The sequence below is a fragment of the Acinetobacter sp. 228 genome (assembly GCF_048147885.1).
This window is the reverse complement of sequence record NZ_JAYWYV010000010.1, coordinates 48,435-66,379: the sequence shown is the minus strand read 5'-3', so window position 1 is coordinate 66,379 and position 17,945 is coordinate 48,435. Positions and strand designations below refer to the sequence as shown.

Annotated in this window: 21 protein-coding genes; 9 read left to right on the top strand and 12 right to left on the bottom strand. The window is 43.8% G+C overall.

The features are described from left to right. Positions 1 to 136: 136 nt before the first annotated feature. Both VXQ92_RS09470 and VXQ92_RS09465 read left to right on the top strand, forming a co-directional pair. Entirely contained in the window at positions 137 to 1,366 is a 1,230-nt protein-coding gene (locus tag VXQ92_RS09470; RefSeq protein ID WP_004730606.1) for a beta-ketoacyl synthase N-terminal-like domain-containing protein, read from the top strand. Between the two features lie 23 nt (positions 1,367 to 1,389). After that, positions 1,390 to 1,842 carry a CopD family protein gene (locus VXQ92_RS09465; protein WP_416681216.1) on the top strand — a complete coding sequence of 151 codons (453 nt, stop codon included), beginning with the start codon at positions 1,390 to 1,392 and terminating at the stop codon, positions 1,840 to 1,842. Between the two features lie 263 nt (positions 1,843 to 2,105). Here the strand turns inward: VXQ92_RS09465 and cfa are convergent, their stop codons facing one another. The 5 genes from cfa to VXQ92_RS09440 all read right to left on the bottom strand — a co-directional run bounded on the left by cfa (position 2,106) and on the right by VXQ92_RS09440 (position 8,069). Then, the gene (gene cfa / locus VXQ92_RS09460) at positions 2,106 to 3,245 is read right to left on the bottom strand and encodes a cyclopropane fatty acyl phospholipid synthase (protein WP_416681215.1); all 1,140 of its coding nucleotides are present in this window, start codon (positions 3,243 to 3,245) and stop codon (positions 2,106 to 2,108) included. Between the two features lie 408 nt (positions 3,246 to 3,653). Continuing rightward, positions 3,654 to 5,093, bottom strand: a complete 1,440-nt coding sequence (locus VXQ92_RS09455) for an amino acid permease (RefSeq protein WP_064096983.1) — start codon at positions 5,091 to 5,093, stop codon at positions 3,654 to 3,656. A 154-nt stretch (positions 5,094 to 5,247) separates the two neighbouring features. After that, complete coding sequence (locus VXQ92_RS09450; RefSeq protein WP_416681213.1) at positions 5,248 to 5,613, bottom strand: RidA family protein; 366 nt, start codon at positions 5,611 to 5,613, stop codon at positions 5,248 to 5,250. 48 nt (positions 5,614 to 5,661) lie between these two features. Beyond that, the gene (gene alr / locus VXQ92_RS09445; protein ID WP_416681212.1) at positions 5,662 to 6,774 is read right to left on the bottom strand and encodes an alanine racemase; all 1,113 of its coding nucleotides are present in this window, start codon (positions 6,772 to 6,774) and stop codon (positions 5,662 to 5,664) included. A 35-nt stretch (positions 6,775 to 6,809) separates the two neighbouring features. Further along, positions 6,810 to 8,069 (bottom strand): D-amino acid dehydrogenase, encoded by a 1,260-nt coding sequence (locus VXQ92_RS09440; RefSeq protein WP_144724267.1) that lies wholly within the window; start codon positions 8,067 to 8,069, stop codon positions 6,810 to 6,812. A gap of 140 nt (positions 8,070 to 8,209) precedes the next feature. Between VXQ92_RS09440 and VXQ92_RS09435 the strand changes: the two genes are divergently transcribed. Next, the gene (locus VXQ92_RS09435) at positions 8,210 to 8,677 is read left to right on the top strand and encodes an Lrp/AsnC ligand binding domain-containing protein (RefSeq protein ID WP_004279232.1); all 468 of its coding nucleotides are present in this window, start codon (positions 8,210 to 8,212) and stop codon (positions 8,675 to 8,677) included. Between the two features lie 86 nt (positions 8,678 to 8,763). On the opposite strand, the gene lysM is transcribed toward VXQ92_RS09435, so the two are convergent. The 6 genes from lysM to VXQ92_RS09405 form a co-directional block, all read right to left on the bottom strand. Next, positions 8,764 to 9,261, bottom strand: a complete 498-nt coding sequence (gene lysM / locus VXQ92_RS09430; RefSeq protein WP_064101792.1) for a peptidoglycan-binding protein LysM — start codon at positions 9,259 to 9,261, stop codon at positions 8,764 to 8,766. A 187-nt stretch (positions 9,262 to 9,448) separates the two neighbouring features. After that, positions 9,449 to 9,685 (bottom strand): acyl carrier protein, encoded by a 237-nt coding sequence (acpP, locus tag VXQ92_RS09425; RefSeq protein ID WP_064096988.1) that lies wholly within the window; start codon positions 9,683 to 9,685, stop codon positions 9,449 to 9,451. A gap of 83 nt (positions 9,686 to 9,768) precedes the next feature. Further along, positions 9,769 to 10,503: a 3-oxoacyl-ACP reductase FabG gene (fabG, locus tag VXQ92_RS09420; protein ID WP_064101793.1), complete on the bottom strand. Its 735-nt coding sequence runs from the start codon at positions 10,501 to 10,503 to the stop codon at positions 9,769 to 9,771. Further along, a complete protein-coding gene (gene fabD, locus VXQ92_RS09415) occupies positions 10,500 to 11,486 on the bottom strand; it encodes an ACP S-malonyltransferase (RefSeq protein ID WP_416681211.1) in 987 nt (328 codons plus the stop codon). Before fabD ends, fabG begins: the two co-directional genes overlap by 4 nt. A gap of 250 nt (positions 11,487 to 11,736) precedes the next feature. Then, positions 11,737 to 11,919, bottom strand: a complete 183-nt coding sequence (rpmF, locus tag VXQ92_RS09410) for a 50S ribosomal protein L32 (RefSeq protein ID WP_004279227.1) — start codon at positions 11,917 to 11,919, stop codon at positions 11,737 to 11,739. 77 nt (positions 11,920 to 11,996) lie between these two features. Next, a complete protein-coding gene (locus VXQ92_RS09405; protein ID WP_416681210.1) occupies positions 11,997 to 12,554 on the bottom strand; it encodes a YceD family protein in 558 nt (185 codons plus the stop codon). Between the two features lie 99 nt (positions 12,555 to 12,653). On the opposite strand from VXQ92_RS09405, the gene VXQ92_RS09400 reads away from it, so the two are divergent. The 3 genes from VXQ92_RS09400 to VXQ92_RS09390 all read left to right on the top strand — a co-directional run bounded on the left by VXQ92_RS09400 (position 12,654) and on the right by VXQ92_RS09390 (position 14,360). Further along, positions 12,654 to 13,316 (top strand): elongation factor P hydroxylase, encoded by a 663-nt coding sequence (locus tag VXQ92_RS09400; RefSeq protein WP_416681209.1) that lies wholly within the window; start codon positions 12,654 to 12,656, stop codon positions 13,314 to 13,316. Positions 13,317 to 13,403: 87 nt separating this feature from the next. Beyond that, positions 13,404 to 14,021, top strand: coding sequence for an L-threonylcarbamoyladenylate synthase (locus tag VXQ92_RS09395; protein WP_416681208.1), 618 nt, complete (start codon positions 13,404 to 13,406; stop codon positions 14,019 to 14,021). A gap of 54 nt (positions 14,022 to 14,075) precedes the next feature. Continuing rightward, complete coding sequence (locus VXQ92_RS09390; RefSeq protein ID WP_416681207.1) at positions 14,076 to 14,360, top strand: hypothetical protein; 285 nt, start codon at positions 14,076 to 14,078, stop codon at positions 14,358 to 14,360. An 81-nt stretch (positions 14,361 to 14,441) separates the two neighbouring features. On the opposite strand, the gene VXQ92_RS09385 is transcribed toward VXQ92_RS09390, so the two are convergent. Beyond that, positions 14,442 to 14,921, bottom strand: coding sequence for a hypothetical protein (locus VXQ92_RS09385; RefSeq protein WP_416681205.1), 480 nt, complete (start codon positions 14,919 to 14,921; stop codon positions 14,442 to 14,444). A 503-nt stretch (positions 14,922 to 15,424) separates the two neighbouring features. Here VXQ92_RS09385 and VXQ92_RS09380 point away from each other — a divergent pair. The 3 genes from VXQ92_RS09380 to rluB are packed head-to-tail and all read left to right on the top strand — an operon-like array spanning position 15,425 to position 17,900. After that, positions 15,425 to 16,219, top strand: coding sequence for a segregation and condensation protein A (locus VXQ92_RS09380; protein ID WP_416681204.1), 795 nt, complete (start codon positions 15,425 to 15,427; stop codon positions 16,217 to 16,219). After that, entirely contained in the window at positions 16,216 to 16,806 is a 591-nt protein-coding gene (gene scpB / locus VXQ92_RS09375; protein WP_416681203.1) for an SMC-Scp complex subunit ScpB, read from the top strand. Before VXQ92_RS09380 ends, scpB begins: the two co-directional genes overlap by 4 nt. A gap of 41 nt (positions 16,807 to 16,847) precedes the next feature. Further along, on the top strand, positions 16,848 to 17,900 hold the full coding sequence (rluB, locus tag VXQ92_RS09370; protein WP_416681201.1) for a 23S rRNA pseudouridine(2605) synthase RluB: 1,053 nt from the start codon (positions 16,848 to 16,850) through the stop codon (positions 17,898 to 17,900). Positions 17,901 to 17,945 lie beyond the last annotated feature (45 nt).

Genomic DNA, 17,945 nt, shown 5'->3' with positions numbered 1-17,945 from the left:
AACATTTGCCATAAGATTTCAAAAGTCTTTCTGCTATCATGTTCCCCATCATGAAATAAGGCTAAGCGCTGGATTGGGCGATTTTAAAACCCAGATATCTGCCGCTGAGCATAGAGCAAACTATAAGGATCTGTAGATGAAACGTGTTGTCATCACTGGCATGGGTATTAACTCATGTATTGGTAATACATTAGAGGATGTAAACCATTCTTTACAAAACGGGATTTCAGGAACACGTTTTAATCCGACTTATGCTGAACTCAATTTCAAAAGTCATGTCAGTGCTGCAGCCGAGCAGGATTTCGACGGGATCGACCGCAAACTGAAACGCTTTATGGGTGTATGTGCGATGTATGCATATAACTCAGCTCTTGCTGCGGTTGAACATGCAGGTTTAAAGGTTGAAGACCTAGCTGGCAACCCACGCTATGGTATCGCGGGTGGTTCAGGTGGCGGTTCAACTGCTTCCGTTATTGAAATGAACGAATTATTGCAAACCAAAGGTGCGCGTAAAGTCGGTCCTTTCTTTGTACCACGTAATATGACCAACACCATTACGGCTAACGTTGGCGTTGCATTCAAATTACAAGGCGTGGCACATACCATTACCAGCGCATGTGCAACCTCTGCGGATGCCATTGGTTATGCCTACAACCTGATTCAACTCGGTAAACAAGATTTAATGCTGGCAGGTGGCGGTGAAGAAGATCACTGGTCACAAAGTTTATTGTTTGATGCCATGGGTGCACTCTGCTCTAAATACAATGACAGCCCTGAAACAGCATCACGCCCTTATTCTGCAGACCGTGACGGTTTCGTGATTGCCGGTGGTGGCGGTTTTGTGATCCTTGAGTCTTTGGAACATGCTCAAGCGCGTGGTGCCAACATTCTTGCCGAAGTCGTAGGCTATGCAGCCAATTCGGATGGTGCCGACATGGTTGCACCATCTGGTGAAGGTGCAACGCGTTGCGTACTGATGGCTTTAGAAGAAGCAAAACAACACGGTGTCGATAAAATTGACTATGTAAATACACATGGTACTTCTACTCCAGCGGGCGACATTACAGAACTTAAAGCAATGGAACGTGCTTTCGGTGAAGGTCAGGTTCCTCCACTCAGCTCAACCAAGTCAATGACAGGTCACAGTCTTGGGGCTGCTGGTGTTCAGGAAGCGATTTATTCGGTTCTAATGATGCAAAATGACTTTATTGCGCCAAACATCAATGTGACCGAGCTGGATGAAGGTGCGAAACCATTTGATATCGTGCTTGAAAAACGTGACGCAAAATTGAATACTGTAATGAGTAACAGTTTCGGTTTCGGCGGCGTAAATGCTTGTCTCATTTTCAAAAAATGGGAAGGCTAAGCCGCCCAGTTTAGGGTGACTTGATGGATGCTCCTTCTGATGCTTTCTTGTGGGTAAAAGCATTACATATTATTGCGGTGGTATGCTGGTTTGCAGCTTTGTTCTACTTGCCACGGCTGTATGTCTACCATGCCATGAGTGAAGATGCCGTGAGTCATCAACGCTTTGAAATCATGGAACGTAAATTGTATCGTGGCATCATGTGGCCGGCCATGCTGGCCACTCTGATTACGGCGCACTTTCTGGTGGATTGGGGGGATGCAACGCAGCATTACCATGAAGCTTTATGGTTTTATCTGAAAGTAGGTCTGGTCGGTTTACTGGTGATTTACCATCTGGTATGTGGTTATTACCGCAAGAAACTGATTAATAATCCACATTACAAGTCGCACAAGTTCTGGCGTTATTTTAATGAGATGCCTACCCTGATCTTATTTGCCGTTGTCATTCTGGTGGTGGTGAAACCGCAGTTTTAATGTATTCAATTTAAAAAAAACCTCCTATTGGAGGTTTTTTTTAAATCTTTTTTTATTCAATACTTCAAAATCCTGCTTAAGCCGAATTTTCTATAAGCCCCAAGCAAGCATCTAATAAATCCTACTTTTTCTAACTGAGAAATACGGGAAGAATGTCTAAAAATCACTTTAAATTGCTCTTAAGCAGCGTAAAAAAAAGCAGAAATCTTCCGGATGACTTTAAAGAAAAATTCCAATCCGTAAATCACGGTTAATCTCATACTCTAACGTGCAATTCGAACTTCCCCTTCTAAACCATTTGGACTGAATACGATTTGCCATAATTGTAATTCTCGTGCTCGAAATGCACCCGCACAGGCATTTAAATAATAATTAAACATTCTTTTAAAGCGCGCACTATAATTGGCTTCAATTTCTGGCCACGCTTGAAGGAATCTTTCCGACCAAGCCCGAAGTGTTAAGTCATAATCGGTACCAAAATTATGCCAATCTTCCATAATAAATTTGCCACTACTAAAATGAGCAATTTTTTCAATTGAGGGTATATAACCATTCGGGAAGATATATTTCGTTATCCATGGATCAGCTCCCTTCCTTATGGTATTAGAACCAATGGTATGCAATAAAAACAATCCATCCGCATTTAAATTACGTTGTACGACTTGAAAATAGGTATCGTAATTTTTCAATCCTACATGCTCAAACATGCCTATAGATGCAATACGATCGAATCTCTCATTTAAGTTACGATAATCCATAAGCAAGATTTCAACATCAAGTCCTTTACATCGCTCAACGGCTAGTTTTTGTTGTTCTTTAGAAATAGTAATACCTACTACCGAAACTTGATAATTTTTGGCCGCATATTCAGCTAACCCTCCCCACCCGCAACCAATATCCAGCAATCGCATGCCTGGCTGCAAGTCAAGTTTGCGACAGATCAAATCGAGTTTTTGTTGCTGGGCTTGAAAAAGGTTATCGGCATTTTTCCAGTAGGCACAAGAATATTGCATATATGGATCAAGCATATGATTAAAAAGATCATTACCAAGATCATAATGTTCTTCACCCACCTGCCAGGCTCTTTTTTGAGTCTGTAAATTTTGAATTCGAGAAATTGCAATTCTAATAATATCTTTTAAATTATAGGGTATTTTTTTATCTAACTTGGCACGTAAAATTTTATAGAATAAAATATCCAGCCGATCACAGTCCCACCAGCCATCCATATAGCTTTCACCTAGACCTAATGAACCTTGCTGTAAGATACGGTTATAAAAATCATCATTATGTACCTGTATGTCATAAGGCTTGTCACCATTAATCTGAATGCCAGCTTCATCCAATAATTTTGCCAAGACCTCTCTTAGACCATCATTTTTATGCTCAACATAGATATTCATATCTACTCCTACATCTTCTATTTTTTTAGTTTTATTAAATAATTATATAATTCCAGATAACTCTACCTCTTATGGATTTCACTCCAAGCGCCAGATTATGCTTATTTTTTAGCAGTACTTCATCAGCTACTCGAGTCTTTGTCCTTTGAAGAGATTAGCTAATCATTGCAAAATTTTGGCTGTTAGACTGTTTTTCTAGTGTTAAGAGATGAACTCCTATTGTAGGCAGGTCATTTTAAAAAGACTTTTATTATGAGATTCAGCATCCGCTGAAACAGGCATTCATTTTTCAAATTATTTTTTATCCATGATTCATGGTTAACTCAAATTTCAATCACCATTTAAATAGACCCTCATAAAAAAGAGAGGGGTTTCTTCCCCTCTCTTTTTAATTATTTGAACCCATAGTTACCGTATATCTAAAGACTGGATGCGCTTCTTCATCCTTGGTTTATACAACATATGGTAGGTGGCAAACAGAATAATCAACCAGAGTGGACTAATCATCAATGCTTTCATGGTATCTGCTTCCAGACTCAAAATAACCAATGCAAAAAACAAAAAGATCAGTACAAGATATGACATCCAAATACCGCCTGGCATTTTGAAGGTAGAAGCTGCATGCTTTTCAGGCTGCTGTTTACGGTAACGGATATAGCACACCATAATCAGCCCCCAGATACTGATAAACAGGATCACACATAGCGAACTTGCCAGCGTAAAAGCTTCCATGGTATTGGGTACGAAATACTGAAAAGCTGCGCCTGCCATGATAAAGGCACAGGAAAACAGCAAGCCTTTGGCTGGAACCGCACGACTCGAAAGTTCAGCTAGCGCCTGGGGTGCCTGAGAGTCACGAGCCAAACCAAAGAGCATCCGGCTGGTCGAAAATACCCCACTGTTCATTGATGACATCACAGAAGACAGCACCACCAGATTCATGATAATGGCCGAAACCGGAATCCCTGCATGCAGGAAAAGTGTCACGAAAGGACTTTGATCTGCGGGAATTTCCACCCATGGTGTTACAGACATAATCACCAGCAGAGACAGCACATAGAACAGGATAATTCGGGTTGGAATCGCATTCACTGCTTTAGGTAGGTTTTTTTCAGGATCCTTGGTTTCAGCCGCCATGGTACCGAGCAGCTCTACCCCCACGAAGGCAAACATCGCAATCTGAAAGCCTGCGAGAAAGCCCATAGTTCCTTTAGGAAACATGCCATCATAAGCCCAGACATTGCTAAGACTGGCAGCAGATCCATCTGGCGTCTGGAAATTGCTGAAAATCATATATCCGCCAATTGCAATCAGGCCCAGAATGGCCAGAATTTTAATCAGGGCAAACCAGAACTCAATTTCACCGAACAGTTTGACGGTCAGCAGGTTAATTCCAAGTACCAGCAATACACAGCCAGCACTGATCATCGCCTGCCCCAATGGGGTAAAGGTCATATCCGGTGGCAACCAGAAATTCAGATAATTGATAATTGCCGCCAGATCCGCAATACCCACCAGAATCCAGCCCAGCCAATAGGACCAGCCAATATAATAGCCCGCACCCGGGCCAATCAGGTCATGCGCCATATCAATAAAAGATTTATAGTGCAGATTGGACAGCAAAATTTCGCCTAATGCACGCATCAGAAAAAAGAACATTGCGCCAATAATCATATAGATAAATAGGATTGATGGTCCTGCCAATGCAATGGTTTTACCGGAGCCCATAAACAGGCCTGTACCAATGGCGCCACCAATAGCTATCAGCTGCAAATGCCGGTTAGAGAGCTTACGCTGCAATTCATGGGGAGCAGACGCTGCGTCATCCTTAGAGGAGGCGGTATTCATAATCGGTTCCTTTTTTTAGCTCAGACTTTCGCTCATCTAATCGGATATCTTCCTGAAATCCTGATTGCAGATGCAGTTTCATTTAAATAACTAAATGATCAAGTCTGATGTCCTTATAAAATCAAAATAGGGAGATGTAAAAATATTCTTTAAATCAAGGTAATGCTGCTATCACTGCAATTTCAATCAGCCAGTCAGGGTTCACCAGATCCGCCTGAATCGTAGCACGTGCGGGCGTGCCATGACCTTGCAGCCATTCCACCCAAAGCTGATTCACGGTTTGAAAATCGTCCAGATTTTTCACGAATAGCTGTGCAGAAAGCAGACGGCTTTTATCAGTATTTGCCAGTACCAGCAATTCCTCAATCTTGGCGAACACTTCCAGTGTCTGTTTGCGTATGTCCAGATCGCTGCTGTCGGGTATTTGACCCGATAAATACACGGTTTGATGATGAATCGTTACAGCACTCATAATTCCATTGCTCTTGAGCCGCTGAATAGCTGTATTGTCCTGTGTCATGTTGATCTTCCTTGTTTGGGATATGAAATAAAAAATTAGATTAAAAATTTAAGCATCAATCTGAAAATTAACCCGGGCGGTTACCGCACACATGAGCTCATAGCCAATCGTGCCAGAACTGGCCGCCACCTCATCAATTGGCAAAAGCACACCTTCGGAAGATTGCCCCCAAAGTACCACTTCACTGCCTACATCCGCCTGCGGCAGTGCAGTAACATCCACAGCGAGCATATCCATACTGATCCGGCCCAATGTATGTGTTTTAACTGAATCCACCAGCACAGGCGTACCGGTCGCCGATAGCCGCTGATAGCCATCGGCATAGCCACAGGCCACCACTCCGATCCGCATCTGTTGCGTGGCAATAAATTTGGAGCCATAGCCAATACTATCGCCTGCCTGTACTGTCTGAATGGCGATAATCTCACTGCGCAGGCTCATCGTAGGACGTAAATTCCAGTCTTGAATACTATGTGCAGGATAATCCGGGGAACTGCCATACAGCATGATGCCGCTACGCACAATATCGCAATGAAGGGTTTGATGATGCCGCAAAATGGCCGCACTGTTACTCAGCGAGGTTTTACCCGCAAGTCCCTGAATCGTTTTATTAAAAATAAAATGTTGATGTTCAATTCCATCCAATCCAAAACGCTCGCCATCCGCATCGGAGAAATGGGTCATATGCGTGATTGAACGGACAGTATTCAGCTGATGCAGCTCCTGCCAGATTTCTGCATATTGCTGTGGCTCAAAACCCAGCCGGTTCATGCCACTGTTCATTTTTAAATACACATCAAACTGTACATCTGGTGCTATTGCAGCAAACTGTTTCAACCATTGCACTTGATGCAGGGAATGAATGGCAAAGCTCATTTCATGCTTCGCACATTCAAATAAATCCTCAAAAGCAAAAATACCTTCAAGCAACAGCAGCGGCTTCTTGCACCCAAGCGCACGTAGCCGCGTACCCTCCCCGATATCCAGAAAGGCAAATCCATCTGCGTCCTGAAGTGCCGTATAAACGCGCTCAATCCCGTGTCCATAGGCATTGGCCTTGACCACGGCAAATACCTGGCTGTCAGGCATACATTGGCGTGAAACGCTTAAATTATGCCTAAGCGCCTGCTGATGAATGATCGCAGTAATAGGACGTGGCATAAAACTCCTCCTTGAATACTGTGCCTCAGATGATCTTAGGCCGCCTGCTGATAACGCGACAATGAAAGACCTTCGGTACTGATTTCAGGATCACGAGCCAAGACCAGATCGCTGATTAACTTGCCCGAACCACACGCCATGGTCCAGCCTAACGTGCCATGTCCGGTATTCAGGAACAGGTTTTTAAAACGAGTTTTTCCAATAATTGGCGTACTGTCCGGGGTCATTGGCCGCAGGCCTGTCCAGAAGCTGGCCTGATTCATATCGCCCCCCGGGAATAAATCACGGGTCACCATTTCCAGCGTGCCGCGACGGTCTTCATTCAGACCCAAGTTAAAACCGCTCAGTTCAGCCATTCCCCCTACGCGGATGCGCTGGTCGAAACGGGTGATTGCAATTTTATAGGTTTCATCCAGCACGGTAGATTGTGGAGCGAAGGCTGGATCTACAATAGGAATCGTCAATGAATAACCTTTCACTGGATAGACCGGTAAATTCAGTTCAAGTGGTTTGAGGAAATCACGTGAATAACTACCAAAAGCCAGCACATATTTATCTGCTGTAAGCACCTGACCATTCACCAGAACTCCTTTGATCTGGTCGCCTTCTACAATCAGTTTTTCAACGTTTTGATTAAACTTGAACTCTACACCCATCCCTTTGGCATGTTCTGCCAAGGCATTGGTAAACAGATAGCAGTCGCCCGTTTCGTCATTGGGTAAATGCAGACCACCCACCAGTTTGTCTTTTGCCTGTGCCAATGCCGGTTCTACACGCGCCAGTCCATCACGATCCAGCAACTCAAACTCCACACCAGTTTCTTTTAGAACCTCGATATCGCGCTGCACCGCATCCAGCTGCGCATCTTTACGGAAAATCTGCAAAGTGCCTTTCGCACGGTTTTCATAAGAGATGCCAATATCACGACGCAAATTGCGTAAACAGTCACGGCTATATTCAGCCACACGCACCATCCGTTCTTTATTGACTGCATAATGCTGGGCATTACAGTTTTTCAGCATTTGTGCCATCCACTGCAATTGCCACAGGCTGCCATCGACATTAATCGCCAACGGAGCATGATGCTGGAACATCCATTTGACCGCCTTAAAAGGAATACCTGGTGCCGCCCAAGGAGTCGAGTAGCCCGGAGAAATCTGTCCAGCATTGCCAAAGCTGGTTTCCTGAGCCGGACCCGCCTGACGATCCAGCACAGTTACAGTTGCTCCCTGCTGCGCCAGATAGTAAGCGCTTGCCACACCAATCACACCACTACCTAAAACCAATACGCGCATTACCTTAATCCTCAAACATTTTTCCAGGTTATTTCACTAGTATATTTTTGCTTTAATAGTTAAATTCACTATATTCAGTGTATAAATTCAGTGGAATAAATATTTTTTCGGGCAGAATTAAAAAAAAGAGGGAAATATTAATGCGCAAATTAGACCGCATTGATCGCATGATTCTAGACATCCTGCAACGCGATGGCCGGATTGCCATTAGCGAGCTGGCAGCACGTGTCAATCTTTCAACCACACCCTGTTCAGAACGGGTAAAACGGCTGGAGCGTGAAGGTATTATCATGGGTTATTACGCCCGTTTAAATCCGGAAATGCTGGAACGTAGTTTGCTGGTATTTCTGGAAATCAAACTCTCAGCCAAATCAGGTGATGTATTTGATCAGGTGGCTCGTAATCTGACAGAAATTCCAGAAGTCCTGGAATGTCATTTAATTTCTGGTGATTTTGATTATCTGGTCAAAGCGCGTTTAAAGGAAATGAGTGCTTATCGCCGTTTACTGGGGGATTTACTGAAAAAACTGCCCGCTTCTGCCTCCTCGCACAGTTATGTCGTCATGGAAGAAGTCAAAGAAAGTTTATATCTGGACCTAGGGATTTAATACCTTAACTTTATTAATCTGCCTGCAAAAACGTTAAAGCCCCGGAAGGGGCTTTATGTTCGAAAATTCATTGATTTTATCAATCCTTAAGCAGGAATACGCAGTACCTGTCCGGGAAAAATATCATCCGCATTTTTAAGCAAGGGACGATTAGCCTCAAAGATCTTATTATACTGATTGGCATCCCCATAAAACTCTTTTGAGATTTTAGATAAAGTATCGCCAGATTTGACTGTATAGAATTTACTTTCAGGTTCTGGATTAGTCACGGTTAGCTGATCATCTACTTTGGCGACATGATCAATATTTCCGACTGCCAGAATAATCTTTTCACGATCGGCCTGACTTTTTACCTGTCCGCGCACGGTGGCCAGATCAGAGGTCGAGTTATAGCTAATCGACAAACCTGTAATCGGCAAGCCTAAACTTTTGACATGGCCCAATAGCTTATTTGCCATTTCCTGGGCAGAAGGCTCTGCAGGTGCGGCTTTAGGTGCCTGCGGTGTCGCTGCCGGAGTTTGCTGTGGTTCTGCAGCAGCCGTATTTTTCTTACCGATACCTTTTACGAAATCAAAAAGACCCATGGTGAACTCCGTTCTTGTTGTTAATGTCACATCACTCCTATTTTTATAATGAAAAAAGAGCCCAAAGATAGTTAGTCATTGGTGACATAAAGGTAATGGATTGTAAAACCTTTATGCATGTGAAAAGCGGACACAAAAAAACCACCTTGCGGTGGTCTTTAGGTTCAGCAAAGCTGAAAATCAGCAATTAACCAAGTTTTTTAGTAACATAGTCAATAGCAGATTGAACAGTTGTGATTTCGTTAGAATCTTCATCAGGAATCGTGATGTCGAAGTCATTTTCGAAAGACATAACAAGTTCAACTAGGTCTAGAGAGTCAGCACCCAAGTCATCCATGAAAGATGCTTCGTTTTTAATCTCTTCGATTTTGATACCAAGTTGTTCTGCAACCGCTTGCTTAACGCGTTGTTCGATATCGCTCACAGGAATTCTCCTCATTGCTTGTGGCGTTTTTAATGCCGTTAGTTTAATTGAATCTAAAAAATTTGGAAAGTTTATACTTGAGCTTAGCTCATGTATAAGCCCCCATTTACATGAATAACTGTACCAGTAATGTAACTGGCTTTATCCGAAGCCAAGAAACTTACGGCATTGGCGATATCCTGCGGATTACCCAAACGGTTTAAAGCCACCTGTTCAGTCATCTTTTTACGAATATCTTCACTTAACTGCTCAGTCATTTCAGTGGCAATAAATCCTGGCGCCACCGAGTTTACCGTAATCTGACGACTGCCCATTTCTTTGGCCAGGCTGCGGCTAAATGCTTCAATACCAGCTTTGGCAGCAGAATAGTTGGCTTGCCCCGGGTTGGCAAAGTGTGCCACCACAGAACTGATATTGATAATGCGGCCGAAACGCGCCTTGGTCATGCCTTTCAGTACACGTTTAGATAAACGGTAAACGGCCTTCAAGTGAATATTTAAAATATCATCCCAGTCATCTTCTGACATGCGCAGTAACAGGTTATCTTTGGTAATCCCGGCATTATTCACCAATACCAGTACCGGACCATAGTTTTGCTCGATATCACTCACCAGTGCATCAATCGCAGCACCATCACGCACATCTAAAACTTTACCGGCACCATTTTCAGCAAAATGTGCAGTTAATTTTTCTGCACCAGCTTCAGAAGTCGCAGTACCGACGACAAAATAACCGTCCTGAATGAGTTGTTGCGCAATTGCAGCCCCAATGCCGCGACTCGCACCTGTTACCAAGGCAACTTTACGTTCCTGTGTCATGCAATTTTCCCTTCTGCCACCAGTACGGTGTTAAGCGCATCTTCCAGACGAGATTTGGTATCCAGTGGAAGTGCTTTTTCGATATTTGGTAAACGTTTCGCCATATTCGCCAGTACATTACCTGGACCGCATTCTACAATATACTCAACTCCTTCATCTTGAAGGAATTGTAGTGTTTTGGTCCACTGTACCGACTCATATAGCTGCGCCGTCAAGGCCTGACGAAGTTCAGTCACATCAGCCGCCGCTCTCGCGCCTACATTTTGTAATACAGGTATACGGGGCATCTCAATGGCCGTTTGTTCCAAAGCTGGCGCGAACTGCTCGGCAGCAGGTTTCATTAGTGAACAGTGCGAAGGAACTGAAACAGGCAGCGCAATGGCTTTAGCGCCATTTTCCTTGGCCAGTGCCATAACAGCTTCTACACGTTCTTTATTCCCTGCAACCACAACTTGGCCTTGTGCATTATAGTTCGCTGCTTCGACAGAACCTTCACCTGCTTCAGTCGCTTTCGCACAAAGCTCAATCACTTTGGTGTCATCCAAACCTAGAATGGCTGCCATTGCACCGACACCTTGAGGTACTGCATCTTGCATCAGTTTACCACGCAGGTTCACCAGCTTAACTGCATCACCCAGGCTTAAAGCACCGGATGCAACCAGTGCGCTGTATTCACCCAGTGAATGACCCGCCATGTATTTTGGTGCCACCCCGCCTAACTCCAACCATACACGCCATAAGGCAATTGATGCAGTTAAGAGCACAGGTTGAGTAAATTCGGTTTGATCCAGACCTTCACCACTTTGGGCGATCTGCCACAGATCAAAGCCCACCGCTGCAGATGCCTCGGCAAATGTATCGCGGATACCACTAAACTGTTCTGCAAGTTCAGCGAGCATGCCGACTTTTTGTGAACCCTGACCTGGGAATACAAATGCAGTTTTAGTTGCTTGAGCTGCTTGTTCGAGTTGTTTAGCAGACATAAATAAAATCCTTTCATTCAAGAGGTGCGAATCTTTTAAGCAAGCCAAAGAATTGGCCAATCAGATCACCCTACCCATTGTGGAGCGCAATTTAGCACGTAATTTCGGCTTGGGTAATTGCCAAATACAACAAAAACCGCAACTTCAATATTAAACATGCAAAACTTAGACATAAAAAATCAGCCATAAAAAAAGGGAGCTTAACGCTCCCATTTTTTCTACTAAGCTTTAACGCTTAATACATCATCAATTATTCAGCAGATGCTTTAGCGAATAATTGACGACCACGGTAGATACCATCTTTAGATACGTGGTGACGACGATGAGTTTCACCAGTAGCTTGGTCTACAGTTAATGCATTCTCAGTTAAAGCGTCATGTGAACGGCGCATGTCACGGCGAGAGCGACTTTTACGGTTTTGCTGAACGGCCATGATGGCTCCTTACAAATATCGAAAAAATGGATCAGAACAAATTCGATTGTCTTATACATATGAGTATAACACAAAAATTAGTTAAGTTTACCCTTCAGAGCTGCCAAAACTTCAAACGGATTATCCCGTTTTTCTTCAACAACTTCTTCTACGGCAGGTTGATGCTTATGTTCGCAAGCATCATGCTTAGCAGACAGCGGCATCAACAATAACAATTCATCTTCTATCAGTGCGAGTAAATCAGCGGTGGCAGGTGCATCATATGAACCTTTCGTCGTTGCTTCACTTTCACCTAGGACGATGAAATCAGCATCCTCATCCAAGCGCTCTATCAGTGACTCATCATCTACAAGAGCCAGATGAAAATCTGAAACGAGTTCAATTTCAACGGTGTCCAGACAACGCTGGCATTCCATTGGAACTTTCGTTTCAACATGACCATCTAGCCATGCAATGCGATGATAGGCATCCATTGATAGCTTACAGTCTATGTTAATCAATTGATCATCAATTGATCCAACAGCTTCACGAGCGATACGAACAAAGCGAGACAATGGCAGGGTACCTGACCATGTAAAGCCTTGTTCAGCCCATTTAAACGGCTCAATCTGTGCCGGAAAGGTATTTGCTGACATAATTAAGGCGGCAATTCTACAAATTCATCAGAACTCTGTCAAAGATTAAGATACAATTTTGTACTTATTTTTAGACAGACCAATTGGGTAATTTCAGTCATGCATCTGTTGCAGCCGCAAACAGAAGTGAATATTTCATCACTCGTTAGCACACTTTCAACCTCCGATTCTGACAGCTCACTACAGCAAGTGCAACGCTTACCGTGGGCGAATTTATTATCAGAAGTGCAGCAGGTTGATTGGCTCATCTTACACTTTAATCACTGGTTTTCCCACCTAAATGTCACTTTAGTCCGTGGCGCTTTTGAACCAGAATATTTCCCGGCAACCCAGGATGCCCCTGCCCGGATCCAGTTTGCGCACGGTTTCTTTAATAGTGCCTTGCATGAAATCAGTCACTGGACCATTGCCGGAGACAAACGCCGCCTGTTGCCAGATCTGGGCTACTGGTATGCGCCAGATGGGCGTACCCAGGAACAGCAGGCTTTATTTGAACAGGTCGAAGTCAAGCCGCAGGCGATTGAATGGATGTTTGCCCAGGCTTTTGGCCGTAAATTCCGGGTATCTTTGGATAATCTGACTGGCGACGGCGGGGATGGCAAGGGCTTTAAAGACAATGTCTACACCCAGGTGCAGGCTTATTTCAACGGCACGGCCAAGCTTCCACGTGATGCAATGCGCTTTATCCAATGTATCTGTGCCTGTACCAGAGGTGGTAAAAGTTTACAATCTGATGAATTTAGACGTGAAATGCTTGATTAAATTACACAAATCTACCTTTTTAATGATTGTCAGATTTGACTCAAGCGCCACATAATAAGCCATCAGTCCAAGCTTGGAGTAGCCTCTATGCTGCATTTACGCGTACACCCAGATAACCCACAACCCCGCTTAATCAGTCAGGCAGTGGAACGTATCCGTGCGGGTGATGTGGTGGTCTATCCCACTGATGCGGCCTATGCGATTGGTTGCCAGATCGGGAACAAGAGTGCCATGGAACGGATTGCGCAGATTCGTGGTCTGAGTCCAAAGCATCAATATGCGATTCTGTGCTGTGATTTGTCCGATATTGCCACCTATGCCAAAGTGGACAATGCCATGTACCGTTTGCTGAAAAATAATACACCGGCAGTCACGACCTTTATTTTACCTGCGACCAGTGAAGTCCCGCGTCGTTTGATGCATCCCAAAAAGAAAACTATCGGTCTACGCATTCCGAATAATCCGGTATGCCAGATGCTGCTCAAAGAACTCGGTGAACCGCTGTTGACCTCTACCCTAATTTTATCAGGACAGACCGATCCACTTGATGATCCTTATGATATTGAAATGCAGTTGGGCAAACGCATTGATGTTTTTATAGATAGCGGCTTAGGCACGCTGAGCACAACTTCTATTGTAGATTTATCCGGTGATCATCCAGAAGTGATCCGTCGGGGTGTCGGTGATGTGAGTGCATTTGAATAGTCGTTAAATGAAGAATGCGAAAATTGTCCTTCAGTATTGAGAGAGTTCGAATGCATGGATCTATTTTATTTGCTTCTGAATCAGCATGAATTTTCTGCACAGGATTTAATCTATGCAGAAATGCCTTGGACTCTACAATCCAAGGCAATCATGGTCGAAGCACATTCTTCTCCCCATCCCACTGTAAATATTGATCATACTGAGTACCAATTTTTCCTGACGTTGGCTCTAGTGAGACAGTGGTTGCAGATCAATTCAAACCAAAATGTATGCCTGGCAGAGACCTGTCAGCGTCTCATTGAGTTTGCCGCTAAGGAATATAGTCATTCCTCACTATAAAAATCTAAAACAGCATATGGTGAGAGGTTGCAGTTTTATTCTTTTCAATTCGACAGGTATGTGGTGGTTGCCAAAAACAGTTTAGGAGTCTGAACTACGTTCATAATGACGAACTGCAATGAAATTTGGGCATTGCGATAGCTTCTGTTCATGGTGCATGAGTTCCTCGCCCAGTTTATTTTTCAGATACACATGAAAAACGATCTGATCTTCCTCCAGTACGTTTAGCATTGCTGTACGTGCCTTGGGTTCCATGACTTTAAAGGAATTGATTGACTCACAAGACATGGCTTGCATATCCAGCTTAACCCTTTCGTCCAGCTGGTCCCCTTCATAGGCCATATGCCGCATATAAAAACGGATCTGAGGATATTGGTCAAGGATGCTAAAATCCATTTTCATGGCCTGCATGACAGGCTGGGCCCGTTCGGCAAAAGCCGAGAATCCCCCTGATTTCAGTCCTGTGCGTGCTTCATCTTCAAGCTGCATAATCTGATATTTGGGATAAGCCCAAAATCCCCCGAATGCGATCATTCCAATAACAAGCAAAATAAGAGGCATACTTTCTTCACCTTTTTAATATTTTTTGTGAGCTTCGACTATTTTTTCAGCAGTATAGCGAAGTTTTTGACCAAAAATTATAGAAGTGCATTTTATTAATATTTATTAATTTCATGTTTCTTAATGGAAAATCCGTTTAAAATTCATTCAGCGCCTATCCACTAAATAACTTTCTCTTTCCAGTAAGAAGGACAGCCTTTATCCAGCTTTTTGCATGCATCAACCGATGTTTACCCTTCGGTCTCTTAATTTTTAAACTCGTATTAACATGAAGATCATCGTATATTTTCTGCTGTACTCAGTCTTTTGTTCTATGCTTTTTTTAAAGAGCAGTTAAATTCCATTATTTTTTTAAGTTTTTATTGCTTTGAGTGTTTATTTAATTTATTTAAAGTTACTTTTCCAGTACAATGCCACTGCTAAATCCTGTGCTTTTGTTTCGATCAGATACCGAAAATCAAGCCTTTGCATGCCTTTGAAAATTCGCGTGGCCTATAATTGTAATGACTCAAATTATCCATAACATTAGGGAATCTGCTCCGCACATTCGGGTTCTGGATGAATGGCAGGAGACAATCCCGGAGGATCTGTATATTCCTCCAGCAGCATTTGAAATTTTATTAGAACATTTTGAAGGCCCGCTCGACTTTTTAATTTACCTGATTCAAAAAAACGGTTTTGACCTGTTACAGGTCGATATTGCACCGATTGCAGCCCAGTATTTGTCTTACATGGACGCAATGAAATCCCTGAATATCGAACTGACAGCAGACTATATGGTGATGGCCGCATTACTGGCAGATCTGAAATCACGTTTGCTATTACCTAAACCGAAAAGTCTGGCTGCAATTGAACAAGATCCAAAACAAGAACTGATTGACCGTTTAGAAAATTATTTAAGAATTAAACAGGCAGCAGAACGTCTGGGCCAGATGCCGATTCTGGAACGTGACACCTTTACCGCCAATGTCACTCTGGGAGACATCCAGCAGCCGAATGAAGGCTATTCAAGCGATTTACTGCGTGATGCCTTGCTTTGTATATTTAACCGTCCTGAACCGGTGATTCATCAGGTACAACAGGAACCGGTACTGCTGGAAGAACGGATTGCCTATATTGAAAGTTGTATTGAAACTGGCGCAGTACTCAGCTTTAAGGACTTGTTAAAACCGAGCCAAGGCCGTATGGGCATGGTGGTCACCTTTATGGCCGTGCTGGAACTAACCCGACAACAAAAAATTCAGATTATTGCTACAGGTATTGAAGCCCCGCTCGCGATTCAAGGAGCCAGCCAATGACACCCAATCAGAATATGCTGTTATCTGCAGAAGATAATCTGCATGAAGTCCTGATGCAGCTTGAAGCGATTATTTTTGCCAGCGACACTACGGTTTCATTGGCCCGTCTGAAAGAAGCTTTTCAGGATCGTTATAGCAAACAGGAATTACGTCAGTATTTACAACAGCTTTCCATGCTGATGCATGGCCGCTCAATTGAACTGGTGGAAACAGCACAAGGTTATCGTTTTCAAGTACGTGCAAAATATCGTAATATTATTGCACAGACCTGGCCTGAACGACCGGCTCGCTTGTCGCCTTCATTACTGGAGACGCTTGCAGTGATTGCTTATCATCAGCCTGTGACTCGAGCGGATATTGAACAGATTCGTGGTGTTACGAATAACAGTCAAAACCTGCGTACGCTGTTTGACTGGAACTGGATTAAAGAGTCTGGATTTCGTGAACTCCCTGGAAGACCTGCGTTGTTAATGACAACGCCACAATTTTTAAATGCGTTTGGCCTGAATAGTTTGGGCCAATTGCCTCCCCTGCAGGATGCCAAGGAAGCTTTTATGGCCCTCGATGCAAATGCACCGAAGTCATAAATAGGTGAACTGTTGATAATTATTTCTAAGGTTATGCTGTCATGAGTGAAAAGTTGCAAAAGGTGCTTGCACGCGTTGGTTTGGGTTCTCGCCGTTATATGGAAGAAGTCATTGCCGCAGGTCGTGTAAGTGTCAACGGGCAAATTGCCCAAGTGGGTGAACGAATCGAACCAGGTGATGAGCTTCGCATCGATGGTCGTAAAGTTGCGTTCCAGATTGAAGACGAAATCCGTCGTCGTGTCATTATTTATTACAAACCTGAAGGCGAAATCTGCTCACGTAGCGATCCTGAAAACCGTCCGACTGTGTTTGAACAACTGCCTGCTATTCCGGGCGATCGCTGGGTAATGGTGGGTCGTCTGGATATTAACTCGACCGGTCTGCTACTGTTTACCAATGATGGCGAACTTGCGAATCGTCTGATGCACCCATCGAATGAAATCGAACGTGAATATGCGGTTCGTGTCATGGGCGAAGTAACACCACAACTGAAAAATAACATGTTGAAAGGCGTAGTGCTGGATGATGGTCCTGCGAAATTTGAATCTTTCTCTGAACTTGGCGGTGACGGGATCAACCGCTGGTATCAGGTGGTGGTAAAAGAAGGGCGTAACCGTGAAGTCCGTCGTATCTTTGAATCACAAGGCTTGAAAGTCAGCCGTCTACTGCGTACCCGTTATGGTAGCGTGATTTTGCCACGCGAACTGCGTACCGGTCGCTGGATTGAACTGGATAAACAGGATATTGACAACCTGACTAAATCAGTGGAATTGAAACCACGTCAAGGTACTGGCTTGTTTGGTATGGCAAAACGCCGTAATGAACGTATGCAGGACAAGCCGATGGCTGCACGCCGTGGCGGTTTCTTGCGTCAGCAACGTCGTGACAGTGATGAGCAACCACAAAATAACACTGGCCGTGAGCGTCGTGATGACAATGCTTATGGTCGTCGTGACAGAAGTGAAAACCAGAATGGCACTCAGTTCGTTCGTCGTGAAAACCGTCCGGATCAGGGCTTTGGTCGTCGTGAAGAGCGTGATGAAAATGCGCCGCGTCGTCCATATGGCGCCAACAAAGGCTTTAAAAAGTTTTAATAATTAAGATAAATAAAAAAAGTCAGGCACATTGCCTGACTTTTT

Excerpts from the sequence above, each read along its gene's own strand:
- VXQ92_RS09400 (WP_416681209.1), top strand. The coding sequence starts at position 12,654 with ATGCATCTGTTGCAGCCGCAAACAGAAGTGAATATTTCATCACTCGTT.
- scpB (WP_416681203.1), top strand. The coding sequence starts at position 16,216 with ATGACACCCAATCAGAATATGCTGTTATCTGCAGAAGATAATCTGCAT.
- cfa (WP_416681215.1), bottom strand. The coding sequence starts at position 3,245 with ATGAATATCTATGTTGAGCATAAAAATGATGGTCTAAGAGAGGTCTTG.
- rpmF (WP_004279227.1), bottom strand. The coding sequence starts at position 11,919 with ATGGCCGTTCAGCAAAACCGTAAAAGTCGCTCTCGCCGTGACATGCGC.
- fabD (WP_416681211.1), bottom strand. The coding sequence starts at position 11,486 with ATGTCTGCTAAACAACTCGAACAAGCAGCTCAAGCAACTAAAACTGCA.
- VXQ92_RS09440 (WP_144724267.1), bottom strand. The coding sequence starts at position 8,069 with ATGCGCGTATTGGTTTTAGGTAGTGGTGTGATTGGTGTGGCAAGCGCT.
- VXQ92_RS09405 (WP_416681210.1), bottom strand. The coding sequence starts at position 12,554 with ATGTCAGCAAATACCTTTCCGGCACAGATTGAGCCGTTTAAATGGGCT.
- VXQ92_RS09455 (WP_064096983.1), bottom strand. The coding sequence starts at position 5,093 with ATGAATACCGCCTCCTCTAAGGATGACGCAGCGTCTGCTCCCCATGAA.
- VXQ92_RS09385 (WP_416681205.1), bottom strand. The coding sequence starts at position 14,921 with ATGCCTCTTATTTTGCTTGTTATTGGAATGATCGCATTCGGGGGATTT.
- VXQ92_RS09390 (WP_416681207.1), top strand. The coding sequence starts at position 14,076 with ATGGATCTATTTTATTTGCTTCTGAATCAGCATGAATTTTCTGCACAG.
- alr (WP_416681212.1), bottom strand. The coding sequence starts at position 6,774 with ATGCCACGTCCTATTACTGCGATCATTCATCAGCAGGCGCTTAGGCAT.
- rluB (WP_416681201.1), top strand. The coding sequence starts at position 16,848 with ATGAGTGAAAAGTTGCAAAAGGTGCTTGCACGCGTTGGTTTGGGTTCT.
- lysM (WP_064101792.1), bottom strand. The coding sequence starts at position 9,261 with ATGGGTCTTTTTGATTTCGTAAAAGGTATCGGTAAGAAAAATACGGCT.
- VXQ92_RS09435 (WP_004279232.1), top strand. The coding sequence starts at position 8,210 with ATGCGCAAATTAGACCGCATTGATCGCATGATTCTAGACATCCTGCAA.
- VXQ92_RS09470 (WP_004730606.1), top strand. The coding sequence starts at position 137 with ATGAAACGTGTTGTCATCACTGGCATGGGTATTAACTCATGTATTGGT.
- VXQ92_RS09450 (WP_416681213.1), bottom strand. The coding sequence starts at position 5,613 with ATGACACAGGACAATACAGCTATTCAGCGGCTCAAGAGCAATGGAATT.
- VXQ92_RS09380 (WP_416681204.1), top strand. The coding sequence starts at position 15,425 with ATGACTCAAATTATCCATAACATTAGGGAATCTGCTCCGCACATTCGG.
- VXQ92_RS09395 (WP_416681208.1), top strand. The coding sequence starts at position 13,404 with ATGCTGCATTTACGCGTACACCCAGATAACCCACAACCCCGCTTAATC.
- fabG (WP_064101793.1), bottom strand. The coding sequence starts at position 10,503 with ATGACACAGGAACGTAAAGTTGCCTTGGTAACAGGTGCGAGTCGCGGC.
- VXQ92_RS09465 (WP_416681216.1), top strand. The coding sequence starts at position 1,390 with ATGGATGCTCCTTCTGATGCTTTCTTGTGGGTAAAAGCATTACATATT.